The organism is Herbaspirillum sp. SJZ107 (assembly GCF_006715485.1).
In the GTDB taxonomy this organism is placed as follows: domain Bacteria; phylum Pseudomonadota; class Gammaproteobacteria; order Burkholderiales; family Burkholderiaceae_D; genus Telluria.
The window spans coordinates 801,056-822,739 of sequence record NZ_VFNH01000001.1 but is presented as its reverse complement, the minus strand read 5'-3'; the positions used below and the strand labels follow the sequence as shown (position 1 = coordinate 822,739).

Sequence of the window (21,684 nt, the reverse complement as noted above, 5' to 3'; positions counted from 1 at the left end):
ACGCAGGGCCGCCATCGAAGGATTGTTTGAGCGTGCCTAATTTCATACCGATCCGTTACACCAGCGCCGACGGCCTGGCGCTGTATGCCCGTGACTACCCGGCGGGCGGAGACACTGCACGCATGGCGGCGACGGAGCAGATGCAAGCGCAGCCTGTCGCGGCCCGCCTGCCCGTCATCTGCATCCACGGCCTGACGCGCAACTCGGCCGACTTCGACGAATTCGCCCCGGCGATCGCGGCGCTGGGCCGGCGCGTGCTGGCCCTCGACGTGCGCGGCCGCGGCCACTCCGAGCGCGACCCCGATCCATCGCACTACACGCCGCAGGTGTATGCGGACGACGTGGTCAAGCTGATGGCCGACCTCGGCATCGCGCGCGCCGTCTTCGTCGGCACCTCGATGGGCGGCCTGATCACGATCGCGCTGGCGGCGCGCCACATCGGCCTGATCGCGGCGGCAGTCCTGAACGACGTCGGCCCGGTCCTGTCGGAACGCGGCCTGGCGCGCATCGCCGGCTACACCGGCAAGGCGGTCGCGCCGGCCTCGTGGCGCGATGCGGCCTGCTACGTCCGGGACATCAACGCCTGCGCCTTCCCCGAGTACCAGGAACAGGAATGGGACAAGTGGGCGCGGCGCGCCTTCGAACCCGATGCAGGCGGCCGGCTGGCACCGCGCTACGATCCGAATATTGCCATTGCGCTGCAAACCGGTAGACTCAGAACCACCTCGCTGGCCTCGCGCATGGCGTTCCGGCGCCTGGCGCGCGAGCGCCCGGTGCTGCTGGTGCGCGGCGCCCTGTCCGACCTGCTGGAAGCACGGCAGGCCGACTGGATGCGGCATGCGGCGCCATTGATGCAGTATGTCGAGGTGCCGAACGTCGGCCATGCGCCGATGCTGACCGAGGCACCGGCGCTGCAGGCGATCGAACGCTTCCTGGCCAGCGTGCCGTGAGCAAAAAAATCAGAAACAAGGAGACAAGCATGACCCGTTTCAAACCGATGCCGGCAGCCTTCCTGGCTGCCTTCGCCGCCACCCTGTCCGCCGGTAGCGCCTGCGCTGCGCCGGACCTGAAGGTCGCCCTCATCGCCGGCAAGACCGGCGCCCTCGAAGCCTATGCCAAGGAAACCGAAACCGGCTTCATGATGGGCCTGGAGTACCTGACTGGCGGCAAAATGGAAATCAACGGCCGCAAGATCAAGGTGATCGTCAAGGACGACCAGAGCAAGCCCGACCTCGGGCGCACCCTGCTGGCGGAAGCCTATGGCGACGACAAGGTCGACATCGCGGTCGGCACCACCTCGTCCGGCTCGGCGCTGGCGATGCTGCCGGTGGCCAAGGAATACAAGAAAGTGCTGATCGTCGAACCGGCGGTGGCCGACGAGATCACCGGCAGCAAGTGGAACAAGTACATCTTCCGCACCGCGCGCAGCTCGATGCAGGATGCATTGGCGGCCGCCTCGACCTTCAAGCAGGGCAGCGTCGGCTTCCTGACCCAGGACTATGCGTTCGGGCGCGACGCCGTCAAGGCCGCCAAGGAAGCGCTGGCGGCCACCGGCAGCAAGGCCGTCGTGGTGCACGAGGAATACGCGCCGGCCGCCGCCACCGACTTCACGGCGCCGACCCAGCGCATCTTCGATGCCCTGAAGGACAAGCCGCAGCCGCGCGTGCTGCAGATCGTGTGGGCCGGCCCGAACCCGCTGACCAAGGTCGCCAACATGAAGCCGGAGCGCTACGGCATCGCGGTCGCACCCGGCGGCAACATCCTCCCCGTCATGAAGACCTGGAAGGCCTATGCCGGCACCGAAGGCACCATCTTCTATTACTACGGCTTCCCGAAGAACAAGATGAACGACTGGCTGGTCGCCGAGCACATCAAGCGCTTCAAGATGCCGCCGGACATGTTCACCGCCGGCGGCATGGCGGCCGCCGGCGCCGTGGTCGCGGCGCTGCAGAAAGTCCCGAACGCCAACGGCGACCAGATGGCGGCGGCGATGGAAGGCATGAGCTTCGAGACACCGAAAGGCACCATGAGCTTCCGCAAGGAAGACCACCAGGCGCTGCAGCCGATGTACCACTTCCGCATCAAGAAAGACCAGAAGAACGAGTGGGACCTGCTGGAACTGGTGCGCGAGATCCCGGTTGCCGACATGCCGCTGCCGGTCAAGAACAAGCGTTGACATGGACACGTCGTCGAGCAAGCCCGGGCAGCCTTCGCTGTCCACGCGCGACCTGAGCATCCGCTTCGGCGGCCACGTCGCGGTGAACGCGGTGTCGGCCGATTTTTATCCCGGCACGCTGACCGTGATCGTGGGTCCGAACGGCGCCGGCAAGACCACCTATTTCAACCTGGTGTCGGGCCAGCTGCAGGCCACGTCCGGCCGCGTGTTCCTGCGCGGCCGGGACATCACCGGCTTCGGACCGGCGCGCCGCACCCGCCTGGGCATCGGCCGGGCGTTCCAGCTCACCAACCTGTTCCCGCACCTGACGGTGCTGGAAAACGTGCGGCTGGCGGTGCAGAGCCGGGTCGGCATCGGCCTGTCGATGCTGTCGCTGTGGTCCGGACACCGCGACGTGATCGCGCGCGCCGAGCACTACCTCGAGCGGGTGGCGATGGCGGGCAAGCGCAACGCCTGGGTCGGCACGCTGTCGCACGGCGACCAGCGCAAGCTCGAAGTCGCGATCCTGCTGGCGCTGGAACCCGAGATCATGATGTTCGACGAACCGACCGCCGGCATGAGCGTGGACGAGGTGCCGGTGGTGCTCGACCTGATCCACCAGGTGAAAGCGGAGCGCCGGCGCACCGTGCTGCTGGTCGAGCACAAGATGGACGTGGTGCGCGCGCTGGCGGACCGCATCGTCGTGCTGCACAACGGCACCCTGGTGGCGGACGGCGAACCGGCCACCGTGATGCAGTCGCAGATCGTACAGGAGGCCTATCTTGGCACACCCGAACCTGCGTGACGTGAACGCGGCGCCGGCCGCCGACCCGATACTGACCCTGTCCGGCGTCCACACCCACATCGGCCAGTACCACATCCTGCAGGGCGTGGACCTGGTGGTGCCGCGCGGCGGCCTGGCGGTGCTACTGGGCCGCAACGGCGCCGGCAAGACCACGACCCTGCGCACCATCATGGGCCTGTGGAAGGCCAGCCGCGGATCGATCATGTTCGACGGCCGCGACATCAGCAAAATGACGACGCCCGACATCGCGCGCGCCGGCATCGCCTACGTCCCGGAAAGCATGGCGGTGTTCTCGGAACTGACGGTGCGCGAGAACCTGTACCTGGCGGCGCGCACCGGTCCGCTGGACGCGGCCCGGGTCGACTGGATCTGCGGCTTCTTCCCGGCCCTGAAGCGCTTCTGGAACTACCCGGCCGGCAATTTGTCGGGTGGCCAGAAGCAGATGGTCGCGATCGCGCGCGCGATCGTGGAACCGCGCCAGCTGCTGCTGGTCGACGAACCGACCAAGGGCCTGGCCCCGGCCATCGTCCAGAGCCTGATGGCGGCCTTCCGCGAACTGAAGGACACCCGCACGACGATCCTGCTGGTCGAGCAGAACTTCAACTTCGTCAGGAGCCTGGGCGACAGCGTCAGCGTGATGGACGACGGCCGCGTCGTGCATGCCGGCCTGATGCATGACCTGGCCGGCGACGAGGCACTCCAGCAGCGGCTGCTGGGCCTGTCGCTCGACTCCCACCAATGACATGAAACCGACTACCGTGACCCCTCCCCTCCCGCTCCCCCAGGCCGCCCCTGCCACGCAGGCCGAGACGCCCCTGCCGGCGGCCCGGCGCGACATCGCGCCGCTGCTGCTGGTGCCGCTGTTGATGCTGGCCGTCCTGCCCTTCGTCAGCTTCCCGACCTGGATCACGCTGACCGTGGCCGGGCTGGCGATGGGCATGATGATCTTTATCATGGCCAGCGGCCTGACCCTGGTGTTCGGCCTGATGAACGTGCTGAACTTCGGCCATGGCGCCTTCGTCTCGGTCGGCGCCTTCAGCGCCACGCTGGTGCTGCTGCCGATGCGCAACTGGCTGGAAGCCGATTCGCTGGCCGCCAACCTCGGCGCGCTCGGCCTGGCCGTGCTGCTGGCGATGGCCGTCACCGCCCTGCTCGGCTGGGCCTTCGAGCGGGTGCTGATCATGCCGGTGTATGGCCAGCACCTGAAGCAGATCCTGATCACGATGGGCGGCATGATCGTCTCGGAACAATTGATCAACGTGATCTGGGGCGCCGAGCAATTGCCGCTGCCCTTGCCGGCAGCCCTGCACGGCGCGCTGTTCCTGGGCGAGGCCGCCATCGAGAAGTACCGGCTGGTGGCGGTCGTGGTCGGGCTGGTCGTGTTTGCAGCGATGTTCCTCACGCTCAACCGGACCCGCATCGGCCTCCTGATCCGCGCTGGCGTCGAGAACGGCGACATGGTCGAGGCGCTCGGCTACCGCATCCGCCGCCTGTTCGTCGCCGTGTTCGCGGCAGGGTCCGCGCTGGCCGGCCTGGGCGGCGTGATGTGGGGGCTGTACAAGGAAACCCTGTCGGCCTCGATGGGCGCCGACATCACGGTGATGATCTTCATCGTCATCATCATCGGCGGGCTGGGGTCCGTCGGCGGCTGCTTCATCGGGGCGCTGCTGATGGCGCTGGCCGGCAACTACGCCGGCTTCCTGGCGCCCAAGGTCGCGCTGGTGTCGAACATCATCCTGATGATCGCCATCCTGCTGTGGCGCCCGGCCGGCCTGTATTCGAAATCGCGGAGCTGAGATGCTGGTCAAATTCCTTTCCAACGACCTGCCGCGCAGCCGCCTGCTGGCCGCCGTGCTGGTCGCCATCGTGCTCGGGCTGCTGCTGGCGCCCTTCCTGTTCAGCGGCGCGCGTCCGCTCAACACCGCGGCCACCATCTGCATCTACATCGTGCTGGTGGCATCCTACGACCTGCTGCTGGGCTATACCGGCATCGTCTCGTTTGCCCACACCATGTTCTACGGGATCGGTGCCTACGGCATCGGCATTGCGCTGGCGCGCGTCGACGAACCGACCTGGGGCGTGGCCTTGGGCGGGCTGGCGCTGGCGCTGCTGCTGACGGTGGCGCTGGCGCTGGTGATCGGCCTGTTCGCGCTGCGCGTGCGGGCGATCTTCTACGCCATGATCACGCTGGCGGTGGCCTCCTCGTTCGCGGTGCTGGCCTCGCAGCTGTCCGACTTCACCGGCGGCGAGGATGGCCGCACCTTCGGCGTGCCGGAACTGCTCACGCCCGGCTTCACGCTATTTGAAAGCGACGTGCTGGGGCGCGCCATCGACGGCAAGGTCATCACCTATTACATCGTGTTCTTCGGCTGCGTACTGCTGTTCCTGTTCCTGCTGCGGCTGGTCAATTCGCCGTTCGGGCGGGTGCTGCAGGCGATCCGCGAAAACGAATTCCGCGCCGAGGCGCTCGGCTACCGCACCGTGGTCTACCGGGTCTGGGCCAACGTGCTGGCGGCGCTGGTGGCGGCGCTGGCCGGTGCCCTGATGGCGCTGTGGCTGCGCTACGTCGGCCCCAAGACCTCGCTCGGCTTCGAGGTCATGACCGACATCCTGCTGATCGTCGTCATCGGCGGCATGGGCACCATGTACGGCGCCGTGGTCGGCGCCACGCTGTTCATCCTGGCGCAGAACTACCTCAAGACGCTGATGGGACAAGCTTCGGATGCGCTGGCCGGCACGCCGCTGCTGGCGGCGGCGCTGCATCCGGACCGCTGGATGCTGTGGCTGGGGGTGCTGTTCATCCTGTCGATCTATTTCTTCCCGATCGGGATCGTCGGCAAGCTGCGCCTGCGCCGCTTCCTCACCCCCGAACGCTGATCCTTCCACCGGGCACTTTCCCTTCCCCTTCACGTGCAGCGTCCGAGCGGGCGCTGCCACGATCCGTCCCACGCCCCCGCAAGTCCCGCCAGACGATACGTCGTTTGTCCAGCCCAGCCATTAGCTAAAGATCAAGGTTTGTTGTCGTTCAACTCATAAGATTAGCCCATCAATGGTCTCGTCGATGAGCCAGCGCGAGCAGTCCACCATCCTACTGGCTTCCTTGAAAGGGCTTTCCAATGAAACACGCGAAAACCTTGTGTGCGGCAGCGGCGCTGTCGTTGGCGGCAATCGGCTCCGCGGCAGCGCAGACGTCCCGCGTACAGGTCCTGAACGAAGGCTTCGAGAACATCGGCGGCCTGACCGGATGGACGCAGGTGAACAACAGCGTCCCCGCCGGCAACGCCTGGTTCCAGGGCAATGCCGCTATCTTCCCGGCGCAGGCTGGTTCGGCCGATTCCTATGCCGGCGCCAACTTCCTCAGCGCCGCCGGCGGCAACGGCAACATCGACAACTGGTTGATCACCCCCACCCTCACCCTGTCCGGCCTCACCGACATCAGTTTTTATACGCGCCACGCCGCGGATCCTGGCTTCAGCGACCTGCTGGAAGTACGCTTTGCCTACGGCGACAGCAGCAATCCGGCGGACTTCGACACCCTGATCACCGCCGTCGGCAACACCGGCGGCTACCCGACCGAATGGGCATTGTTCGACACCAGCCTCGCGCTCGAGGGCCCGGGCCGCTTCGCCTTCCGCTACGCCGGGCCTGCCGATCTCTCGGGCTATGTCGGCCTGGATTCGGTCAGCGTGGTGACGGCGGTGCCGGAACCGGCGACCTGGATGCTGCTGGCCATGGGCCTCGGCGGGCTGGGCCTGGCGCGCCGCCGGGTGCAATCGTAGAAGGGGAACCGTCATGTCCAAGCAAAGAATCCTGAACGCCAGCGCCTTGGCCACCTTGTGCGCGCTCGCTGCGTTCTCGCTGCAGGCCAAGGCAGAGCAGCAGGCGCAGCCGGCAAGCGCGCACAGCCAGGAAGGCATGGTCGTCGTGCGCGATGCCCAGACCGGCAAGATGCGCGCCCCTACCCCGGACGAGCTGAAGGCGCTGCGAGCCCGCAACCCGGCACCGGCCGCCCTGGCTGCCGGCACGCCGCCGCCGCACCAGGCCCTGGCCCCGCGCCGCGACGGCACGCGCGGCGTACGTCTCGGCGACCGCACCATGGTCTACGACGTGGTCACGCGCGGTGCCGACGGCAAGCTGTCCAGCGAATGCGTGCACGGCGCCGCCGCTGCCGAAGCCGCCCTCGGCGCCGCCCCTGCCACCGATGCCCACGAGGAGCATGTCCATGAAACCCGCTGATCGATCCTGCACCGCACCGGCCGGCGCACCGTCGCGCCTGCAGCGCCTCGCCAACACCGCCGCCGGCGTCGGCGTGGCGCTGGCCCTGGCCTGCGGCGCCCTCGCCGTCGGCGCCTCGAGCGCGCATGCCGCCGCCACCATCGTGATCGTCAACCTGAACGAGCCGGGCGTCGGCTTCAACGACGCCACCCCGGTCACGCCGGTCGGCGGCAACACCGGCACCACGCTGGGCCAGCAGCGCCTGATCGCCTTCCAGCGCGCGGCCGACCTGTGGGGCGCCACCCTCACCAGCAGCGTGCCGATCCGCATCGGCGCCTCCTTCGAGCCGCTGTCGTGCACCGCCAGCAGTGCCGTGCTGGGCTCGGCGGGCGCCACCGAGATCTTTTCCGATTTCCCGAACGCACCGCGCGCCAGCACCTGGTATCCGAGCGCACTGGGCAGCAAACTGGCCGGCACCGACATCGCCACGCCCGGCCAGCCGCATATCCGGGCGCGCTTCAACTCGCGTCTCGGGCTGTTTCCCGATTGCCTGCCCGGCGGCGGCTTCTACCTCGGGCTGGACCGCAATGCGGGCGACGGCATCGACCTGGTGACGGTACTGCTGCACGAGTTCGCGCACGGCCTCGGCTTCCAGTCCTTCACCGACGAGGAAACCGGCGAGCAGATCGAGAACCAGCCGTCGATCTGGGATTACTACCTGCTGGACAACCGCCTCAACCGTACCTGGGTCGAGTTGACCGCGGCCCAGCGCGCCGCCTCGGCCGTGACCTGGCGCGGCCTGTCCTGGAACGGTCCGGTCGTGACCCGCAACGTGCCGCAGGTGCTCGATCCGTCCTCGAACCTGGCGGTCTCGGGCAGCGCGGCCGGCAATGCGGCCGGCGATTACCAGGTCGGCGACGCGTCGTTCGGACCGCCGCTGTCGAACCCGCCGGTGCGCGGCCAGCTGATGCCGGTGGTGGACCAGGCCAACGGCACCGGCCTGGCATGTACGCCACTGAACGCCACGAATGCGCTGGCGGTGCGCGGCAACGTCGCGCTGGTCGACCGCGGCACCTGCGACTTCGTCACCAAGGCCGCCACCGTGCAGGCCGCCGGTGCGATCGGGATGGTGGTGGCCGACAACCAGCCGGGCGACGTGGCCGGCATGAGCGGCAGCGATCCGTCGATCGCGATCCCGTCGGTGCGGGTCACGCAGGCGGACGGCGCGACCCTGAAGGCGGCGCTGCAACGGCGCTCGCGCACGGCGTCCGGCGTGGTGGCCAGTCTCGGCCTGAACACGACCCGGCTGGCCGGGACCGATGCCCGCGGCCGTATCCTGCTGTACACGCCGAGCATCTATTCGCCGGGTTCGTCGGTATCGCACTACACCACCGAAGCCAAGCCGAACCAGCTGATGGAACCCTTCATCAACGACGACCTCACCCACGAGGTGACGCCGCCGCGCGACCTGACCTATCCGCTGCTGCAGGATATTGGCTGGTAATGAGCGGCTGGTAATACGAGGCCAACAAAACAAAAGGGCCGGTCCCCACAAGGAGCCGGCCCTTCCAGGCGCGCGTTACGGCTGCGCGCAGTGCAAATTACTGCTTCGACTTGTTGAAAGCCGCGACGCCGTTCAGGATTTCCTGCTTGGCGGCTTCCGGGCCTTCCCAGCCTTCGACCTTGACCCACTTGCCTTTTTCCAGGTCCTTGTAGTGTTCGAAGAAGTGCTGGATCTGGCGCAGGGTCAGTTCCGGAACGTCCTCGACCTTTTGCAGGTTGCTGTACAGCGGCAGCAGCTTTTCGACCGGCACGGCCAGGATCTTGGAGTCGCCGCCGGCTTCGTCGGTCATCTTCAGCACGCCCAGCACGCGGCAGCGCACTACCACGCCCGGGATCAGGGCGAACGGGGTGATGACCAGCACGTCGCACGGGTCGCCGTCGTCGGCGACGGTGTCCGGGATGTAGCCATAGTTGCACGGGTAGTGCATGGCGGTGCCCATGAAGCGGTCGACGAAGATCGCGCCCGATTCCTTGTCCACTTCATACTTGACCGGATCGGCATTCATCGGGATTTCGATGACGACGTTGAAATCGTTCGGCACATCGCGGCCGGCGTTGACGTTATTCAGGCTCATGCTAGTCCTTGTTTACTGGGAGTCGGTTGCTGGGAAAACAATAAAGGGGGCATTATAGCGAATCGCACCAGGCTTGTGCGCCGCACAAGCCCGCCAGCCGCGCCGGCCGCGGCAGGACGGTGCTTTTGCCGCGCAGCAGCTCACACCAGGTCCGCCAGCGCGCACAGGCGGTAATGGCGGTTCGCCTCTTCCTGCTGTCCCAGCGCTTCGTGCAGCTGGGCCAGCTTCAAATGGGTCTCGCGCACCAGCGCACTATCGACCGCATCCGACAGTGCGCCTTCCAGGTAGCGCTGGGCCTTGCCCCACAGTTTCTGGCGCAGGCACAGCGAGCCGAGGGTCAGCGCCAGCTCGGCGTCGTTCGGATGGGCGCGCAGCCAGGCTTCGCATTTCTCGATCTGGGCCAGCAGCGTGGGCGAGCCTTCCGGGCCGGCGGCGTCGCGGTAGGCACGCACCACGCGCTCGTCCCAGCCGGCCTTGAGCGCATCCTCGACGATCAGGCGCGCCTCGTCGTGCAGGCCGCGCGCATTGAAGGCGGTGGCCGCGCGCGCCGCGATCGCCGGCTGCAGGCGGTCGGTGGCGGGCACACCGGCCCACATGCGGCGGACCGATTCGGCATCCATGCCGCCTTCGGACAGCAGCGACTCGTAGGCCATCTCGCGCAGGCGTGCGGACAGTGCCGGATGCAGGGCGTTGCGCTTGTCGAGGGTGCGCACCAGGCGCAGCACTTCGGGCCAGTTGCGCGCCTGCTGGTTGGCCTTCATCGCCCACTGCAGCGCGTGGATGTGGCGCTGGCCGCTGGCGTTGAGTTCCGCCACCGCTTCCAGCGCGGCTTCCGGCTTGTGCTCGTCGACCAGCAGCTCGGTGACCGTCATCAGGCGCGCGGTCTTGAGATTGGTGTCGTGGACGATGCCGGCCAGCCAGGCGTCGCGCCGCGCCGGTTCGCGCATGCGGTGGGCGGCGCGGGCGCCGATCAGCGCCGCCAGCCCGGCATTCTCGGGCAGCTCGGCTGCCCGCATCGCGGCCTTCTCGGCGTGGCCGAAGCGCCCTTCGAACAGGGCTTTCAGGGCGTCGCGCAGGCCACGGTTGGCTTCACGCTCGCGCTTGCGGAAACGGTAGGCCGCCACCTGCTTCGGCATCCCGAGGGTGGCGCGCACCGCCCGCACCAGGCCGTAGACCAGCAGGAACAGCAGCACCGCCAGCACCACGAACAGGTTGAGCGACAAATCGATCCGGTGCGGCGGGTAGAAGAACACCACGTTGCCGGGGTTGAAGCGCGCGGTCACGGCGATGCCGATCGCCGCGGCCATCAGGGCGACTAACCAGAGGAGTAAGCGCATCGTCGGGACTCAGGACTTGGATTTGTAATTGCGCACGGCGTTCAGGCTCTCCGACAGGTCCGGTACGTCGATCGACACGTTGTTGGCCTGCACCTGGCGCAGCATCGACTGCGCGGCGATGGTCGAGCGGGCGCGCGCGTCGAAGTACTTGACCAGCATCTCCTGGGCGGTGCCGATGTCGTCGCGGAAAGTGCCCTCGTTGCGCGACAGCAGCGCCAGGCGCGCGTTCAGCAGGCGCAGCTTGAGGTTTTCGCGCACGAAATACGATTCGCTCGGCGACAGCATCAGCGCTTCCGGCGTCGCTACGGTGCGCACCCGGATCAGCTGGCGGATGTCGTCCCACATCTCCTGGCTCCAGTTGCGCCAGGTCTCGGTCACGCGCTGGCCCAGACCCAGTTCCTGCGGCACCGGCGCCGCGCCGGCAGCCTTGCCACCGCCACCGCCACCGCCGGCGGCGCCATGGGCCGCTGCCACCCGGCGTGGTGCCTGCGGCTCGGCCGGCTTTTCGTCGGCCAGCAGCGGCAGGTTGTCGATCTGGCCGATCACGTTATCCAGGCGCAGCGCGATGCCGGCCTGGTCGACCGAGGGCAGCGCCTTCAGCTTCTCGATGTCGCGTGCGATGGCGCGGCGGATGGTGATGAATTGCGGCTTGTCCGAGCGCGACAGCGAGCGGTCGGCATTCTGCAGCGCGATCAACGCGCCCTGCACATTGCCGGCCAGCTGCAGCTGCTGGCTGGCGGTGGACAGCACCTGCTCGATCTCGGACAGCGCCCATTCGTCGCGGTTCTTCGAGATGTCCTGGTACATCTGTTGCAGCGCCGCCTGCTGGCTCTGGGATTCGCTCTGGCGGCTTTCCAGCACGCCCACCTTGACCTGCAGTTCCTTGGCGGTTTCCTGGGTGTCGCGCACCAGCTGCGCGGTCTCCGCGTTCGAGGCGTTGTCCTTCTGCAGCGTGCGCGCAACTTCTTCGCGCAGCTTGTTGAAACGGGTGTGGGTCGACCAGGTCTGCAGGGCCAGCAGCACCGCCAGCGCCACGATGGCCAGGTTCTGCGGCTTGTTCAGCAGACCGCCCAGGCCGGACGGCGCCTCGGGCACGCGCGGTTCCACGGCCGGGCCGGCAGCGGGGGCCGGCGCAGGATACGTCTCCGGCGCCAGCGGGGCGCCCATGTTCGGTTTCTCTGGATTATTCGGCAATTCGTTCATGCTCATGATTGTAACGCGGCAAGCAAACGCTCGTCGCCCGAGCCGGTGAGCGTCACCGCGCCGAAACCCAGTGCCCTTGCGGTTTCCGCGATTCTGGCGTGGGGCACGATCAGGTGCTGGCGTTGCAATCTTGCCACACTTGCCGGATCGCCAAAGGCCGAGACCATGGCGACCAGTCCGCGCAGCGCTTCCGAACTGGTCACGATCCAGTCGTTCGGCGTGGCCAGCAGCTCCGCCAGCGTTGCCGTCAGCGCCGCGTCCAGGCGTGGCAGCGCGCGCCGGTAGGCGGTCAAGGTCTCGACCGTGCAGCCGGCCGCGCGCAAGGCGTCGGGCAGCAGTTCGCGGCCGCCGTCGCCGCGCACCACCAGCACGCGGCGGCCGGCCAGCAGCGCCAGGTCGAGTGCCTGCAGCAAATGTTCGGAATCGCTGCGCGCCGGATCGCGCGGGCAGTGGATCGGCACCCGGCCGTCGTCGACGCCATGCCGGACCAGGGCCGCACGGCTGCCCTCGCCCACCACCGCGATCGCCACGCCGTCGGGCCAGCGCGCGATGTGGGCAAAGGCGGCGTCGACCGCGTTGGGCGAGACGAAGGCGACCAGCGCGTACGCCTCAAGGCAGGCCAGGCGCTGCGCCAGGCCGTGCTGGTCGTCGATCGGTTCGATGTCGAGCAGCGGCAGGATCACCGGCCGCCGCCCGAGGGCCGCCACGGCGGCGGCCAGACCTTCGGCCTGGCGCCGCGGCCGGGTGATCACCACGGCCGGGCTGTCGGCAGGCGGCAAGGCGGACAAAGCCGGTGCGGCCGGCACGCCGGCATCGATCCCGGCCCCGGTCGCCACCTCAGGCATCGCCGGCAGCGGCCGCGTCGAGACGGCACTCGGCCAGGATGCCGGCGGCATCCTGCTGCTCGAGCAGGCGCGCCACCTGTTCGCCCAGCGCTTCCGGCAGCGCCGCCGGGCCGGATGCCTCGGCGAAGGCGTTGCGGCGCCCGTCCGGCGTCGCCACCATGGCGCGCAGGTGCAATTCCGTGCCATCGACAGTCGCGTGCGCCGCCAATGGGATCTGGCAGCTGGCACCGAACATCTTCGAGACCTTGCGCTCGGCCATGACCGCATGCAGGGTCGCCTCGTGGTTCAGCGGCGACAGCAGCGCGGCCAGGTCGACGCCGTCGCTGCGTTCGCCGGCGACGATCTCGATCGCCATCGCGCCCTGGCCGGCGGCCGGCAGGCTGTCTTCGGGCGACAGATAGGCGCGGATGCGGCGCTCCAGGCCCAGGCGCTTGAGGCCGGCGGCGGCAAGGATGATGGCGGCGTATTCGCCACGGTCGAGCTTGCCCAGGCGGGTGTCGAGGTTGCCGCGCAGCGGCTTGATCACCAGTTGCGGGTAGCGCGCCGCGATCAGGGACTGGCGGCGCAGGCTGCTGGTGCCGACGATGCTGCCGGCCGGCAGCGTGGCCAGGCTGTCGTAGTCGTTGGAGACGAAGGCGTCGCGCGGGTCTTCGCGCTCGAGCACGGTGGACAGCAAGAAACCGTCCGGCAAATCCATCGGCACGTCCTTGAGCGAGTGCACCGCCAGGTCGGCGCGGCCTTCGGCCAGCGCGACTTCGAGTTCCTTGACGAACAAGCCCTTGCCGCCGACCTTGGACAGGGTCTTGTCGAGGATCTGGTCGCCGCGGGTGGTCATGCCGAGGATGTCGATCTGACACTGCGGATATAATGCCGCGAGGCGGTCGCGCACGTGCGTGGCCTGCCACATGGCCAGGCGGCTTTCACGCGATGCGATAATGAGTTTCGCTGGTAGTTTTGCCAAAGCGCGCTGCGTCATCGTAGAGTTCAAAACGGATTCTTTCACTGTCGTTGTGGCCGGATCGGCCAGCGCCGGCGGGCGCCTGCTTGAGATCACAAATTTTAGCATGCGACCCTTGTACTTTAAGTTGCCCATCCGCTGTTCCGAACAATCTAAAACTGTGCTCGATAATGGACAAACCTGCTGCACTTGATCTGGAAGCAACCCAACACACCGCGGCCCCGGCTGGCGCCGACAAGGACGAACCGCTGAAGGAAGACATCCGCCTGCTCGGCCGCCTGCTCGGCGACGTCGTGCGCGCCCAGGAAGGCGAGGAAGTCTTCAACGTGGTCGAGACCGTGCGCCAGACCGCCGTGCGCTTCCGCCGCTGGGACGACCCGCAGGCCGGCGCCGAACTCACCACGCTGCTGCACAAGCTGTCGCGCGAGCAGGCCAACTCGGTGGTGCGCGCGTTTTCCTATTTCTCGCACCTGGCCAACATCGCCGAAGACCAGCACCACATCCGCCGCCGCCGCGCCCACATGCTGCGCGGCGCCCAGCCGCATGCGTCGACGGTGGCGTTTGCGCTGGAGCGCATCAAGGATGCCGGCGTCGGCCGCGAGACCGTCGAGACCTTCATGCGCGACGCGCTGATCTCGCCGGTGCTGACCGCCCACCCGACCGAAGTCCAGCGCAAGAGCATCCTCGACGCCGAGCACGACATCGCACGCCTGCTGGCCGAGCGCGACCTGCCGCAGACGCCGAAGGAAGCCAAGCGCAACCTGCAGCTGCTGCAGGCGCGCATCGCCACGCTGTGGCAGACGCGCATGCTGCGCTACGAAAAGCTGACCGTGGCCGACGAGATCGAGAACGCCCTGTCCTACTACCGCATGACCTTCCTGCGCGAGCTGCCGGCCCTGTACGACGACATCGGCGACGAGCTGGCCGAGCACTTCGGCAGCGATCCGGCGACCCTGCAGGATGCTGCCTTCATGCAGATGGGCAGCTGGATCGGCGGCGACCGCGACGGCAACCCGAACGTCAACGCCGCCACCATGCAGCGCGCGCTGGTGCGCCAGGCCACCACCGCCTTCGATTTCTATCTCGACGAAGTGCATGCGCTGGGCGCCGAACTGTCGCCCTCGACCCTCTTGGTGCCGGCCAGCCAGCACCTGCTGGCGCTGGCCGACGCCTCGCCCGACCATTCGCCGCACCGCAAGGACGAGCCCTACCGCCGCGCCCTGATCGGCATTTATGCGCGCCTGGCCTCGACCGCGCGCGAACTGGGCGCCTCCAACATCCTGCGCAAGGAAGTCGGCCACGCCGAGCCCTACCGCGATCCGCAGGAATTCCACGCCGAGCTGCAGGTCGTGGCCGAGTCGCTGGAAACGCACTTCGGCGCGATCCTGGTCAAGCCGCGCCTGCAGGGCCTGATGCGCGCGGCGCTGATCTTCGGTTTCCATCTTGCCTCGCTCGACATGCGCCAGAGTTCGGACGTGCACGAGCGCGTGCTGGCCGAGCTGTTCGCGCGCGCGGGCGTGCAGGCCGATTACGCGGCGCTCGATGAAGCGGCCAAGGTGAAACTGCTGCTCGACGAGCTGGCCCAGCCACGCTTGCTGTACACCCCCTACGAGAGCTATTCCGACGAAGCCGAGTCCGAACTGGGCGTGCTGCGCGCCGCGCGCGAGATCCGCCAGCGCTACGGCGCCCGCGCGATCCGCAACTACATCATCTCGCACACCGAGACCGTGTCCGACCTGCTCGAAGTGCTGTTGCTGCAGAAGGAAACCGGCCTGCTGCACCCGCGCGAAGGCCGCCACGACGTGATGGTGATCCCGCTGTTCGAGACCATCCCCGACCTGCAGCGCGCCGCCGGCATCATGGCCGAGTGGATGGCGCTGCCGCTGGTAACCAAGCTGATCGACGGCCAGGGCCGCCTGCAGGAAGTCATGCTGGGCTATTCGGATTCGAACAAGGACGGCGGCATCCTGACCTCGACCTGGGAGCTGTACCAGGCCGAACTGAAACTGGTGCAGGTGTTCGCCGACGCCAAGGTCAAGCTGCGCCTGTTCCACGGCCGCGGCGGCACCGTCGGCCGCGGCGGCGGCCCGACCTACGACGCGATCCTGGCGCAGCCGCCGGGTACCGTCAACGGCCAGATCCGCCTGACCGAACAGGGCGAGATCATCTCCTCGAAATTCTCGAACCCGGAAATCGGGCGCCGCAACCTCGAGCTGCTGGTCGCGGCCACGCTGGAAGCCAGCCTGATGCCGCATGGCGAGGACGCTGCGCAGGTCGAGCAATTCCAGCGCTTCGAAGACGTGATGGCCGAGCTGTCGCAGCGCGCCTATAAAGCCTACCGCAACCTGGTGTACGAGACCCCGGGCTTCACCGACTACTTCTTCGCCGCCACCCCGATCGCCGAGATCGCGGAGCTGAACCTCGGTTCGCGCCCGGCCTCGCGCAAGTCGACCCGCCGCATCGAAGACCTGCGCGCGATCCCGTGGGGCTTCTCGTGGGGCCAGTGCCGCCTGCTGCTGCCGGGCTGGTTCGGCTTCGGCGCCGCGGTCTCGGGCTGGCTCGGCGACGGCGGCGGCGAAGGCACGCGCGACGAACGCCTGGCCCTGCTGCGCGCCATGGCGAAAGAGTGGCCGTTCTTTGCTGCCCTGCTCTCGAACATGGACATGGTGCTGGCCAAGACCGACCTCGCGATCGCCTCGCGCTATGCGGAACTGGTGCCGGACGTCGAACTGCGCGAGCGCATCTTCGCGCGCATCTCGGACGAGTACAACCAGACCCTGCGCTGCCTGGAAGACGTCACCGGCAACGAGGAGCGCCTGGTCGGCAACCCGCTGCTGGCGCGCTCGATCCAGAACCGCTTCGCCTACCTCGATCCGCTGAATCACCTGCAGGTGGAACTGATCCAGCGCCACCGCGCGGCGGCCGGCGATCCGGACAAGATCGACGAGCGGGTGCACCGCGGCATCCACCTGTCGATCAACGGCGTGGCGGCGGGCCTGCGCAATACGGGTTGATGTAGGAAACAGGCAGGGCGCGCCAGGCGCCCTGCCTGCCCGGCAGGCTTAGATGCGCAGCGACAGGCCGAAGGCGAAGCCGAGGTCCGGCGTGCGGTGGTTCAGGCCATGGGTGACGGCAAAGTCGACCTGGCAGTCGCGGTTCACTGTATAGCTCATGCCGGTATCGAACAGCAGCTGGGTGCCGCCGTGCGCCGCATGGGCGATCTGCGGCGCCGCCAGTTCGACGAAGCCGTGCGCATGGTCGCCGAAATCCTTGCCCAGGTTGGCGGCGAACACGCCGTAGCCGTAGCGGCTGCCGTTGTCGTCCGAATCGCTGCCGACGCCAGGCAGCAGGCCCAGCGAATAATCGCCCGGCAGTTCCCATTCTGCCGCCAGGCGCAGCGAGGGCCGCACCCCATGGCCCTTGAAGTCGTGGCTGCCGCTCGGCAGCGCGGCATGCAGCAGCCAGCCCAGCGAGGGATGGCTGCCCTGCTGGTCGGCCACATGCCACTTGAGACCGAGTTCGGTGTCGGCCCAGCCGGCCGAAATCGCATGCGCGCCGCTCGCCGGATCGACGTCGTGTTCGATCGTGCGGCCATCGGTCTCGATGCGCAGCTCGAGCGTGTCGCCGAGGCCGACGCGCAGCAGGCTCGGCGTGGTGAGCGTACGGCTGTGCAGCGCGTCGTCGCGCTGGCGTTCCCAGGCGACGCTGGTTTCGAGCTGGACGCGGCCCTTGCCGACCACCTTGCTCGATTCGGCGACGCCGGGGCGGTCGGTGACGATGGTGTCGTCATCGGCCGCATGGGCCGCACCCGACAGGCTCAGGCTGGACAGCACAGCCAGGGAAAACAGGGAAAAGCGCGAAACTGGCATCTCGGTAGGAATTCGACTGGAAAGCGCCAGTATCCACCAGTCCGCGCCGCGATGCCAATTCGCTTCGCATGCAAGAAAAAAGGCGAGACCTTTCGGCCTCGCCTTTTTCAATATCGCCCGGTGGCCGGGGTCGTTATTGTCAGTGGGTGTTGCCCTTGTCGGCCGATAGTCCACCATCCTTCTGCAGTTCCTTGCGCACCTTGGCCACTTCCGACGCCGTGGCGGCCGGCGCGTGGTTGCCCCAGCTCTGGCGCACGAAGGTCACCAGCTGCGCGGTCTCGTCATCCGACAGGCGCCACGCGAAGCCCGGCATCGCCAGGTCCGACGGACGCTCCTTGGTCGACGGCAGGCGGCTGCCGGCCAGCACCAGGCGGATCAGCGAAGCCGGGTCGTCGGCCAGCACCGTCGGGTTGCCCGGCAGTGCCGGGAAGGTGATGGCGTTCGACTTGCCGTCGGTGCGGTGGCAGGCCGCGCAGTTGTCCAGGTAGAGCTGGGCGCCGCGGGTTTCGTCATGGCCGGCGCGCAAGGCTTTCGCCGTGTCGTCGCTGGCCGTGAAGGTCGCCTTGGCAGTGCCGCTGGCCGGCAGCGACTTCAGGTAGGCCGCGATCGCATGCAGGTCGGTGTCGCTCATGTGCTGCATGCTGTGCGCGACCACGTCGTTCATCGGACCGCCGACCACCGCGGTGGTCTTGTTGCGGCCGGTCTTCAGCGTGTCGACGATGTCCTGCTCGGACCACGACCCGAGGCCATCGGCCTTGTCGCCGCGCAGGTTGGCGGCCAGCCAGCCGTCGATCAGCGGACCGCCGGCCAGGTAGGCCTTGCTCGACTCGTCCAGGCCCTGCTCCTGCATGGTTGCCGAACGCGGGGTGTGGCAGCTGCCGCAGTGGCCGGCGCCCTGCACCAGGTAGGCGCCGCGCGCCAGCTGCTCGCTCTGGTACTTGGTCAGGTTCAGCGGGGCCATGTCGGCCGGCGCGAAGGTCTTGCGCCAGATCGCCATCGGCCAGCGGATCGACAGCGGCCAGGTGATGTCGTTGGCGTGGTTGTCGGCCTTGACCGGCTCGACGCCGTGCATGAAGTAGGCGTACAGGGCGCGCACGTCCTGGTCGCTCATCTTCGCGTACGACGGGTACGGCATCGCCGGGTACAGCGAAGTGCCGTCCTGGCGGATGCCGTGGCGTACGGCGCGGTCGAACTCGTTCAGGCTGTAGGCGCCGATACCGGTGGTCTTGTCCGGCGTGATGTTGGTCGAGTACATGTTGCCGATCGGCGAAGCGATCGCGCGGCCGCCGGCGAACTGCTTGCCGTTTGGCGCCGTGTGGCAGGCGATACAGTCGGAGGCCACCGCGACGTAGCGGCCGGCCTCGATCAGGGCGGGGTCGTTCAGGCCGGCCGATGCTGCCGCCTCGGGAATCGCGCGCGTCTGGCTCGGCGCCGTCGCATACGCGAAGGCACCGCCGACCGCGATCACGCCCACCGCGACCACGGCGAGCAGGGCTTTCTTCTTGGAGCTCATTGTCATTGTTTTTGTGTCCTCGTACGCTTACGCCTGCACCAGCGGGCCCGGGTTCTTCAGGTACTGCTCACGGATCGCCTTGGCGCACCAGTAGGCCAGGCCGCCGACCAGTCCGGTCGGGTTGTAGCCGTTGTTCTGCGGGAAGGCATTGGCGCCCGGCGCGAACACGTTGGAGACGTCCCACGACTGCAGGTACTTGTTCAGCGCCGAGGTCTTCGGGTCCTTGCCCATGATGGCGCCGCCGCAGGTGTGGGTCGACTGGTACTGGGTGATGTTGTAGTGCGTGCCGTCCTTCTTGGCATCGCCCTTCATCGCCAGCGGGTTCAGGACCTTGCTCATTTCCTGGGCCTTGTCCACCAGGAATTGCGAAGCCTTGATCTCGTTGTCGTGCCAGTCGAAGGTCATGCGCAGCATCGGGCGGCCGAAACCGTCCTTGTAGTTCGGGTCCAGGCTCAGGTAGGCATCGTCGTAGGACATGCAGGAACCCTGCACTTCGTAGTAGAACGAATGGCGGAAGGCTTCCTTGACGCCCTTCTTCCAGCCGCTGCCCCAGTTCGGCACGCCAGGCGCGGTCGAGATGCCGCGCACCGGACCGGAACCCGGCTGGCGCGCCCACACGATGCCGCCGCCGATGAAGCCGGACTTGGTCGGGTCGTTCTGCTTGCCGTTCAGGTCGTCGAAGGTGGCGCCGGCGCCGCCGATGCCGATGAACGGGTTGGCCTGCACGCTCTCGTCGAAGAACAGCTGGACGCGGTTCAGGTTCTGGTACGAGTAGTTGCGGCCGATGGTGCCGGTCTTGGTCACCGGGTCGTACGGGGTGCCGATTTCCGACAGCAGCATCAGGTGCACGTTCATGTACGAGAACGCGCACAGCAGGACGATGTCCGCCGGCTGCTCGGTTTCGCGGCCCTGGGCATCCAGGTAGGTGACGCCGGTCGCCTTTTTCTTGTCGGCGTCCAGGTTCACCTTCATGACCTGGGCGTGGGTACGCATCTCGAAGTTCTTGCGCCCGCGGACCACCGGCCAGATGTTGGCGTTCGGGCTGGCCTTGGAGTAGTTCAGGCAGCCGTAGTCCGAGCAGAAGCCGCAGGCATTGCACGGGCCCATCTGGCAGCCGTAGGGGTTGATGTAGGGGGCGGACGCGTTCGATGCCGGGATCGGATAGGCGTGGTAGCCCATCTCCTTGGCGGCCTTGTAGAACAGCTCGGCGCCCAGGTAGTTCGGGTTCGGACCGAGCGGGTAGTCGCGCGTGCGCGCGCCTTCGAAGGGGTTGCCGCCTTCGATGATCTGGCCCTTGATGTTGCCGGCCTTGCCCGAGGTGCCGCACACGTATTCGAAGTGGTCGAGCGAAGCTTCCAGTTCCTCGTAGGTGACCGGGAAGTCCTGGATCGTCATGTTGGCCGGGATGAACTTCTTGCCGAAGCGCTGTTCCAGGCTGCTGCGGGCGGTGAAGTCTTCCGGCAGCGGGCGGAAGTGTGCGCCCGACCAGTGGCTGCCGGCACCGCCGACGCCGGTGCCCGGCTTGAACGAGCCCATCTGGCGGTACGGGACCGCGGTGTCGTTGACGCCGTGGCGGATGGTCAGGGTTTCCTGGGACAGCGATTGCAGGTACTTGCGGTGCACCGAGCCTTCGAGTTCGTCGACCACGCGCGGGTAGGCGAAGTCGGGCACGGTGTCGCGGTCGGGGCCGCGTTCCAGGCAGACCACGGTCAGGCCCTGGTCGGTGAGTTCCTTGGCCATGATCGCACCGGTCCAGCCGGCGCCGACGATCACGGCATCTACTTTAGATTTTACGATTGCCATTTTCTCTGATTCCTTGCCTTTAGCCTCGGCGGCCGCTCAGGTCCACCGGTCCGATCGGATACGGTTTGTCGCGCACCTCGACCCAGTCGAGGTAGTCGGCGCGCATGCCCGGGTAACCGATCATCTTCCACGCGCCCATGCCCTTGTTGCCGCCATGGATAGGGTCGGCGAAGTAGCCGTTGCGCACCTCGGCCAGCAGGTTGGCGAAGAAGATCTTGGACGAGATGTCGTCGAACTTCAGCTTGCCGCCTTCGGCGTCCTTGAGCAGCGCTTCCTGCTGCTTGTGGTCGAGGTCGGCGAATTTCTTACCGCCGAAATTGTTGACGGCGTGCTTGTCGAAGGCACGGATGCCGACGCGCAGGATGTCCTTCAGCGGCAGCTTGCCCTGGTAACCGAATTCCGGCGCCGCCTCGAAGTACGGACCCTGCAGGTACCAGATGCTGCCCGCCGCGTACGGCGTCTGCATGTGGCGGTCGAGGAATTCGAGCACGCCGAGTTCGATCGCACCCGGGCCGTGCTCGTCGTGCGGGATCAGGCGGTCGACGGCGGCACCAAGGAAGCGCCACTCGTCGGGCGTGAAATATTTCGGGGAGTAGGCGTCGGGCTTGCCTTCCGGGGCGACCGTGGCGGCGGCACCGGCACTGTTGATGCCGCCATGGATGGCACCGGCGGCACCGGCCGCCATCGGCATGAATACCAGACTCTTGATCAGCCGGCGACGCGACTGGGATTGTTGATCGTCAGACATTATGGGTTCTCTAGCGATGAGAGGGGCCGTACGCCGGGACAGGCGGGACGGAAAAGTGCATGATTCTAATAGGAAATTTCTACTAAACGCATAGA

General features: G+C 67.4%; 19 protein-coding genes. 10 read left to right on the top strand and 9 right to left on the bottom strand.

Going from position 1 to position 21,684, the window contains the following annotated elements; all coding sequences use genetic code 11:
• The first annotated feature begins 32 nt into the window (after positions 1-32).
• The 9 genes from FBX97_RS03685 (at position 33) to FBX97_RS03645 (ending at position 8,679) form a co-directional block, all read left to right on the top strand.
• Complete coding sequence (locus FBX97_RS03685; protein ID WP_141828868.1) at positions 33-950, top strand: alpha/beta fold hydrolase; 918 nt, start codon at positions 33-35, stop codon at positions 948-950.
• A gap of 29 nt (positions 951-979) precedes the next feature.
• The gene (locus tag FBX97_RS03680; protein ID WP_221631727.1) at positions 980-2,176 is read left to right on the top strand and encodes a substrate-binding domain-containing protein; all 1,197 of its coding nucleotides are present in this window, start codon (positions 980-982) and stop codon (positions 2,174-2,176) included.
• Position 2,177: 1 nt separating this feature from the next.
• Positions 2,178-2,960, top strand: a complete 783-nt coding sequence (locus tag FBX97_RS03675; RefSeq protein WP_141828867.1) for an ABC transporter ATP-binding protein — start codon at positions 2,178-2,180, stop codon at positions 2,958-2,960.
• 1 nt (position 2,961) lies between these two features.
• Positions 2,962-3,702, top strand: a complete 741-nt coding sequence (locus FBX97_RS03670; RefSeq protein WP_141830850.1) for an ABC transporter ATP-binding protein — start codon at positions 2,962-2,964, stop codon at positions 3,700-3,702.
• 16 nt (positions 3,703-3,718) lie between these two features.
• Positions 3,719-4,756, top strand: a complete 1,038-nt coding sequence (locus tag FBX97_RS03665; RefSeq protein WP_370457134.1) for a branched-chain amino acid ABC transporter permease — start codon at positions 3,719-3,721, stop codon at positions 4,754-4,756.
• Between the two features lies 1 nt (position 4,757).
• Positions 4,758-5,837 carry a branched-chain amino acid ABC transporter permease gene (locus tag FBX97_RS03660; protein WP_185748460.1) on the top strand — a complete coding sequence of 360 codons (1,080 nt, stop codon included), beginning with the start codon at positions 4,758-4,760 and terminating at the stop codon, positions 5,835-5,837.
• 239 nt (positions 5,838-6,076) lie between these two features.
• Positions 6,077-6,739 (top strand): choice-of-anchor J family PEP-CTERM protein, encoded by a 663-nt coding sequence (locus FBX97_RS03655; protein ID WP_141828865.1) that lies wholly within the window; start codon positions 6,077-6,079, stop codon positions 6,737-6,739.
• 13 nt (positions 6,740-6,752) lie between these two features.
• Positions 6,753-7,196 carry a hypothetical protein gene (locus tag FBX97_RS03650; protein ID WP_141828864.1) on the top strand — a complete coding sequence of 148 codons (444 nt, stop codon included), beginning with the start codon at positions 6,753-6,755 and terminating at the stop codon, positions 7,194-7,196.
• Complete coding sequence (locus FBX97_RS03645; protein ID WP_141828863.1) at positions 7,183-8,679, top strand: PA domain-containing protein; 1,497 nt, start codon at positions 7,183-7,185, stop codon at positions 8,677-8,679. The genes FBX97_RS03650 and FBX97_RS03645 overlap by 14 nt, the downstream gene beginning before the upstream one ends.
• A 97-nt stretch (positions 8,680-8,776) precedes the next feature.
• Here FBX97_RS03645 and ppa read toward each other — a convergent pair whose 3' ends face one another.
• The 5 genes from ppa to hemC all read right to left on the bottom strand — a co-directional run bounded on the left by ppa (position 8,777) and on the right by hemC (position 13,674).
• Complete coding sequence (gene ppa, locus FBX97_RS03640) at positions 8,777-9,313, bottom strand: inorganic diphosphatase (protein WP_141828862.1); 537 nt, start codon at positions 9,311-9,313, stop codon at positions 8,777-8,779.
• 140 nt (positions 9,314-9,453) lie between these two features.
• A complete protein-coding gene (locus tag FBX97_RS03635; protein ID WP_141828861.1) occupies positions 9,454-10,650 on the bottom strand; it encodes a heme biosynthesis protein HemY in 1,197 nt (398 codons plus the stop codon).
• A gap of 9 nt (positions 10,651-10,659) precedes the next feature.
• A complete protein-coding gene (locus tag FBX97_RS03630) occupies positions 10,660-11,853 on the bottom strand; it encodes a uroporphyrinogen-III C-methyltransferase (RefSeq protein WP_141830846.1) in 1,194 nt (397 codons plus the stop codon).
• A 2-nt stretch (positions 11,854-11,855) separates the two neighbouring features.
• Positions 11,856-12,749 (bottom strand): uroporphyrinogen-III synthase, encoded by an 894-nt coding sequence (locus FBX97_RS03625; protein WP_255517278.1) that lies wholly within the window; start codon positions 12,747-12,749, stop codon positions 11,856-11,858.
• Positions 12,691-13,674 (bottom strand): hydroxymethylbilane synthase, encoded by a 984-nt coding sequence (hemC, locus tag FBX97_RS03620; protein WP_141828860.1) that lies wholly within the window; start codon positions 13,672-13,674, stop codon positions 12,691-12,693. The genes FBX97_RS03625 and hemC overlap by 59 nt, the downstream gene beginning before the upstream one ends.
• A gap of 152 nt (positions 13,675-13,826) precedes the next feature.
• Between hemC and ppc the strand changes: the two genes are divergently transcribed.
• Positions 13,827-16,670, top strand: coding sequence for a phosphoenolpyruvate carboxylase (gene ppc / locus FBX97_RS03615; RefSeq protein ID WP_141828859.1), 2,844 nt, complete (start codon positions 13,827-13,829; stop codon positions 16,668-16,670).
• 48 nt (positions 16,671-16,718) lie between these two features.
• Here the strand turns inward: ppc and FBX97_RS03610 are convergent, their stop codons facing one another.
• From FBX97_RS03610 to FBX97_RS03595, 4 genes are all read right to left on the bottom strand, one after another.
• Positions 16,719-17,525: a transporter gene (locus FBX97_RS03610; RefSeq protein ID WP_141828858.1), complete on the bottom strand. Its 807-nt coding sequence runs from the start codon at positions 17,523-17,525 to the stop codon at positions 16,719-16,721.
• Positions 17,526-17,664: 139 nt separating this feature from the next.
• Entirely contained in the window at positions 17,665-19,044 is a 1,380-nt protein-coding gene (locus tag FBX97_RS03605) for a cytochrome c (protein ID WP_255517277.1), read from the bottom strand.
• Between the two features lie 21 nt (positions 19,045-19,065).
• Entirely contained in the window at positions 19,066-20,841 is a 1,776-nt protein-coding gene (locus tag FBX97_RS03600) for a GMC family oxidoreductase (protein ID WP_141828857.1), read from the bottom strand.
• A gap of 19 nt (positions 20,842-20,860) precedes the next feature.
• The gene (locus tag FBX97_RS03595; protein ID WP_141828856.1) at positions 20,861-21,589 is read right to left on the bottom strand and encodes a gluconate 2-dehydrogenase subunit 3 family protein; all 729 of its coding nucleotides are present in this window, start codon (positions 21,587-21,589) and stop codon (positions 20,861-20,863) included.
• Positions 21,590-21,684 lie beyond the last annotated feature (95 nt).

Coding starts and splice junctions, on each gene's coding strand:
- FBX97_RS03680 (WP_221631727.1), top strand. CDS start 980: ATGACCCGTTTCAAACCGATGCCGGCAGCCTTCCTGGCTGCCTTCGCC.
- FBX97_RS03675 (WP_141828867.1), top strand. CDS start 2,178: ATGGACACGTCGTCGAGCAAGCCCGGGCAGCCTTCGCTGTCCACGCGC.
- FBX97_RS03660 (WP_185748460.1), top strand. CDS start 4,758: ATGCTGGTCAAATTCCTTTCCAACGACCTGCCGCGCAGCCGCCTGCTG.
- FBX97_RS03655 (WP_141828865.1), top strand. CDS start 6,077: ATGAAACACGCGAAAACCTTGTGTGCGGCAGCGGCGCTGTCGTTGGCG.
- FBX97_RS03650 (WP_141828864.1), top strand. CDS start 6,753: ATGTCCAAGCAAAGAATCCTGAACGCCAGCGCCTTGGCCACCTTGTGC.
- FBX97_RS03645 (WP_141828863.1), top strand. CDS start 7,183: ATGAAACCCGCTGATCGATCCTGCACCGCACCGGCCGGCGCACCGTCG.
- ppa (WP_141828862.1), bottom strand. CDS start 9,313: ATGAGCCTGAATAACGTCAACGCCGGCCGCGATGTGCCGAACGATTTC.
- FBX97_RS03635 (WP_141828861.1), bottom strand. CDS start 10,650: ATGCGCTTACTCCTCTGGTTAGTCGCCCTGATGGCCGCGGCGATCGGC.
- FBX97_RS03630 (WP_141830846.1), bottom strand. CDS start 11,853: ATGAACGAATTGCCGAATAATCCAGAGAAACCGAACATGGGCGCCCCG.
- FBX97_RS03625 (WP_255517278.1), bottom strand. CDS start 12,749: ATGCCGCCGGCATCCTGGCCGAGTGCCGTCTCGACGCGGCCGCTGCCG.
- hemC (WP_141828860.1), bottom strand. CDS start 13,674: ATGACGCAGCGCGCTTTGGCAAAACTACCAGCGAAACTCATTATCGCA.
- ppc (WP_141828859.1), top strand. CDS start 13,827: ATGGACAAACCTGCTGCACTTGATCTGGAAGCAACCCAACACACCGCG.
- FBX97_RS03610 (WP_141828858.1), bottom strand. CDS start 17,525: ATGCCAGTTTCGCGCTTTTCCCTGTTTTCCCTGGCTGTGCTGTCCAGC.
- FBX97_RS03605 (WP_255517277.1), bottom strand. CDS start 19,044: ATGACAATGAGCTCCAAGAAGAAAGCCCTGCTCGCCGTGGTCGCGGTG.
- FBX97_RS03600 (WP_141828857.1), bottom strand. CDS start 20,841: ATGGCAATCGTAAAATCTAAAGTAGATGCCGTGATCGTCGGCGCCGGC.
- FBX97_RS03595 (WP_141828856.1), bottom strand. CDS start 21,589: ATGTCTGACGATCAACAATCCCAGTCGCGTCGCCGGCTGATCAAGAGT.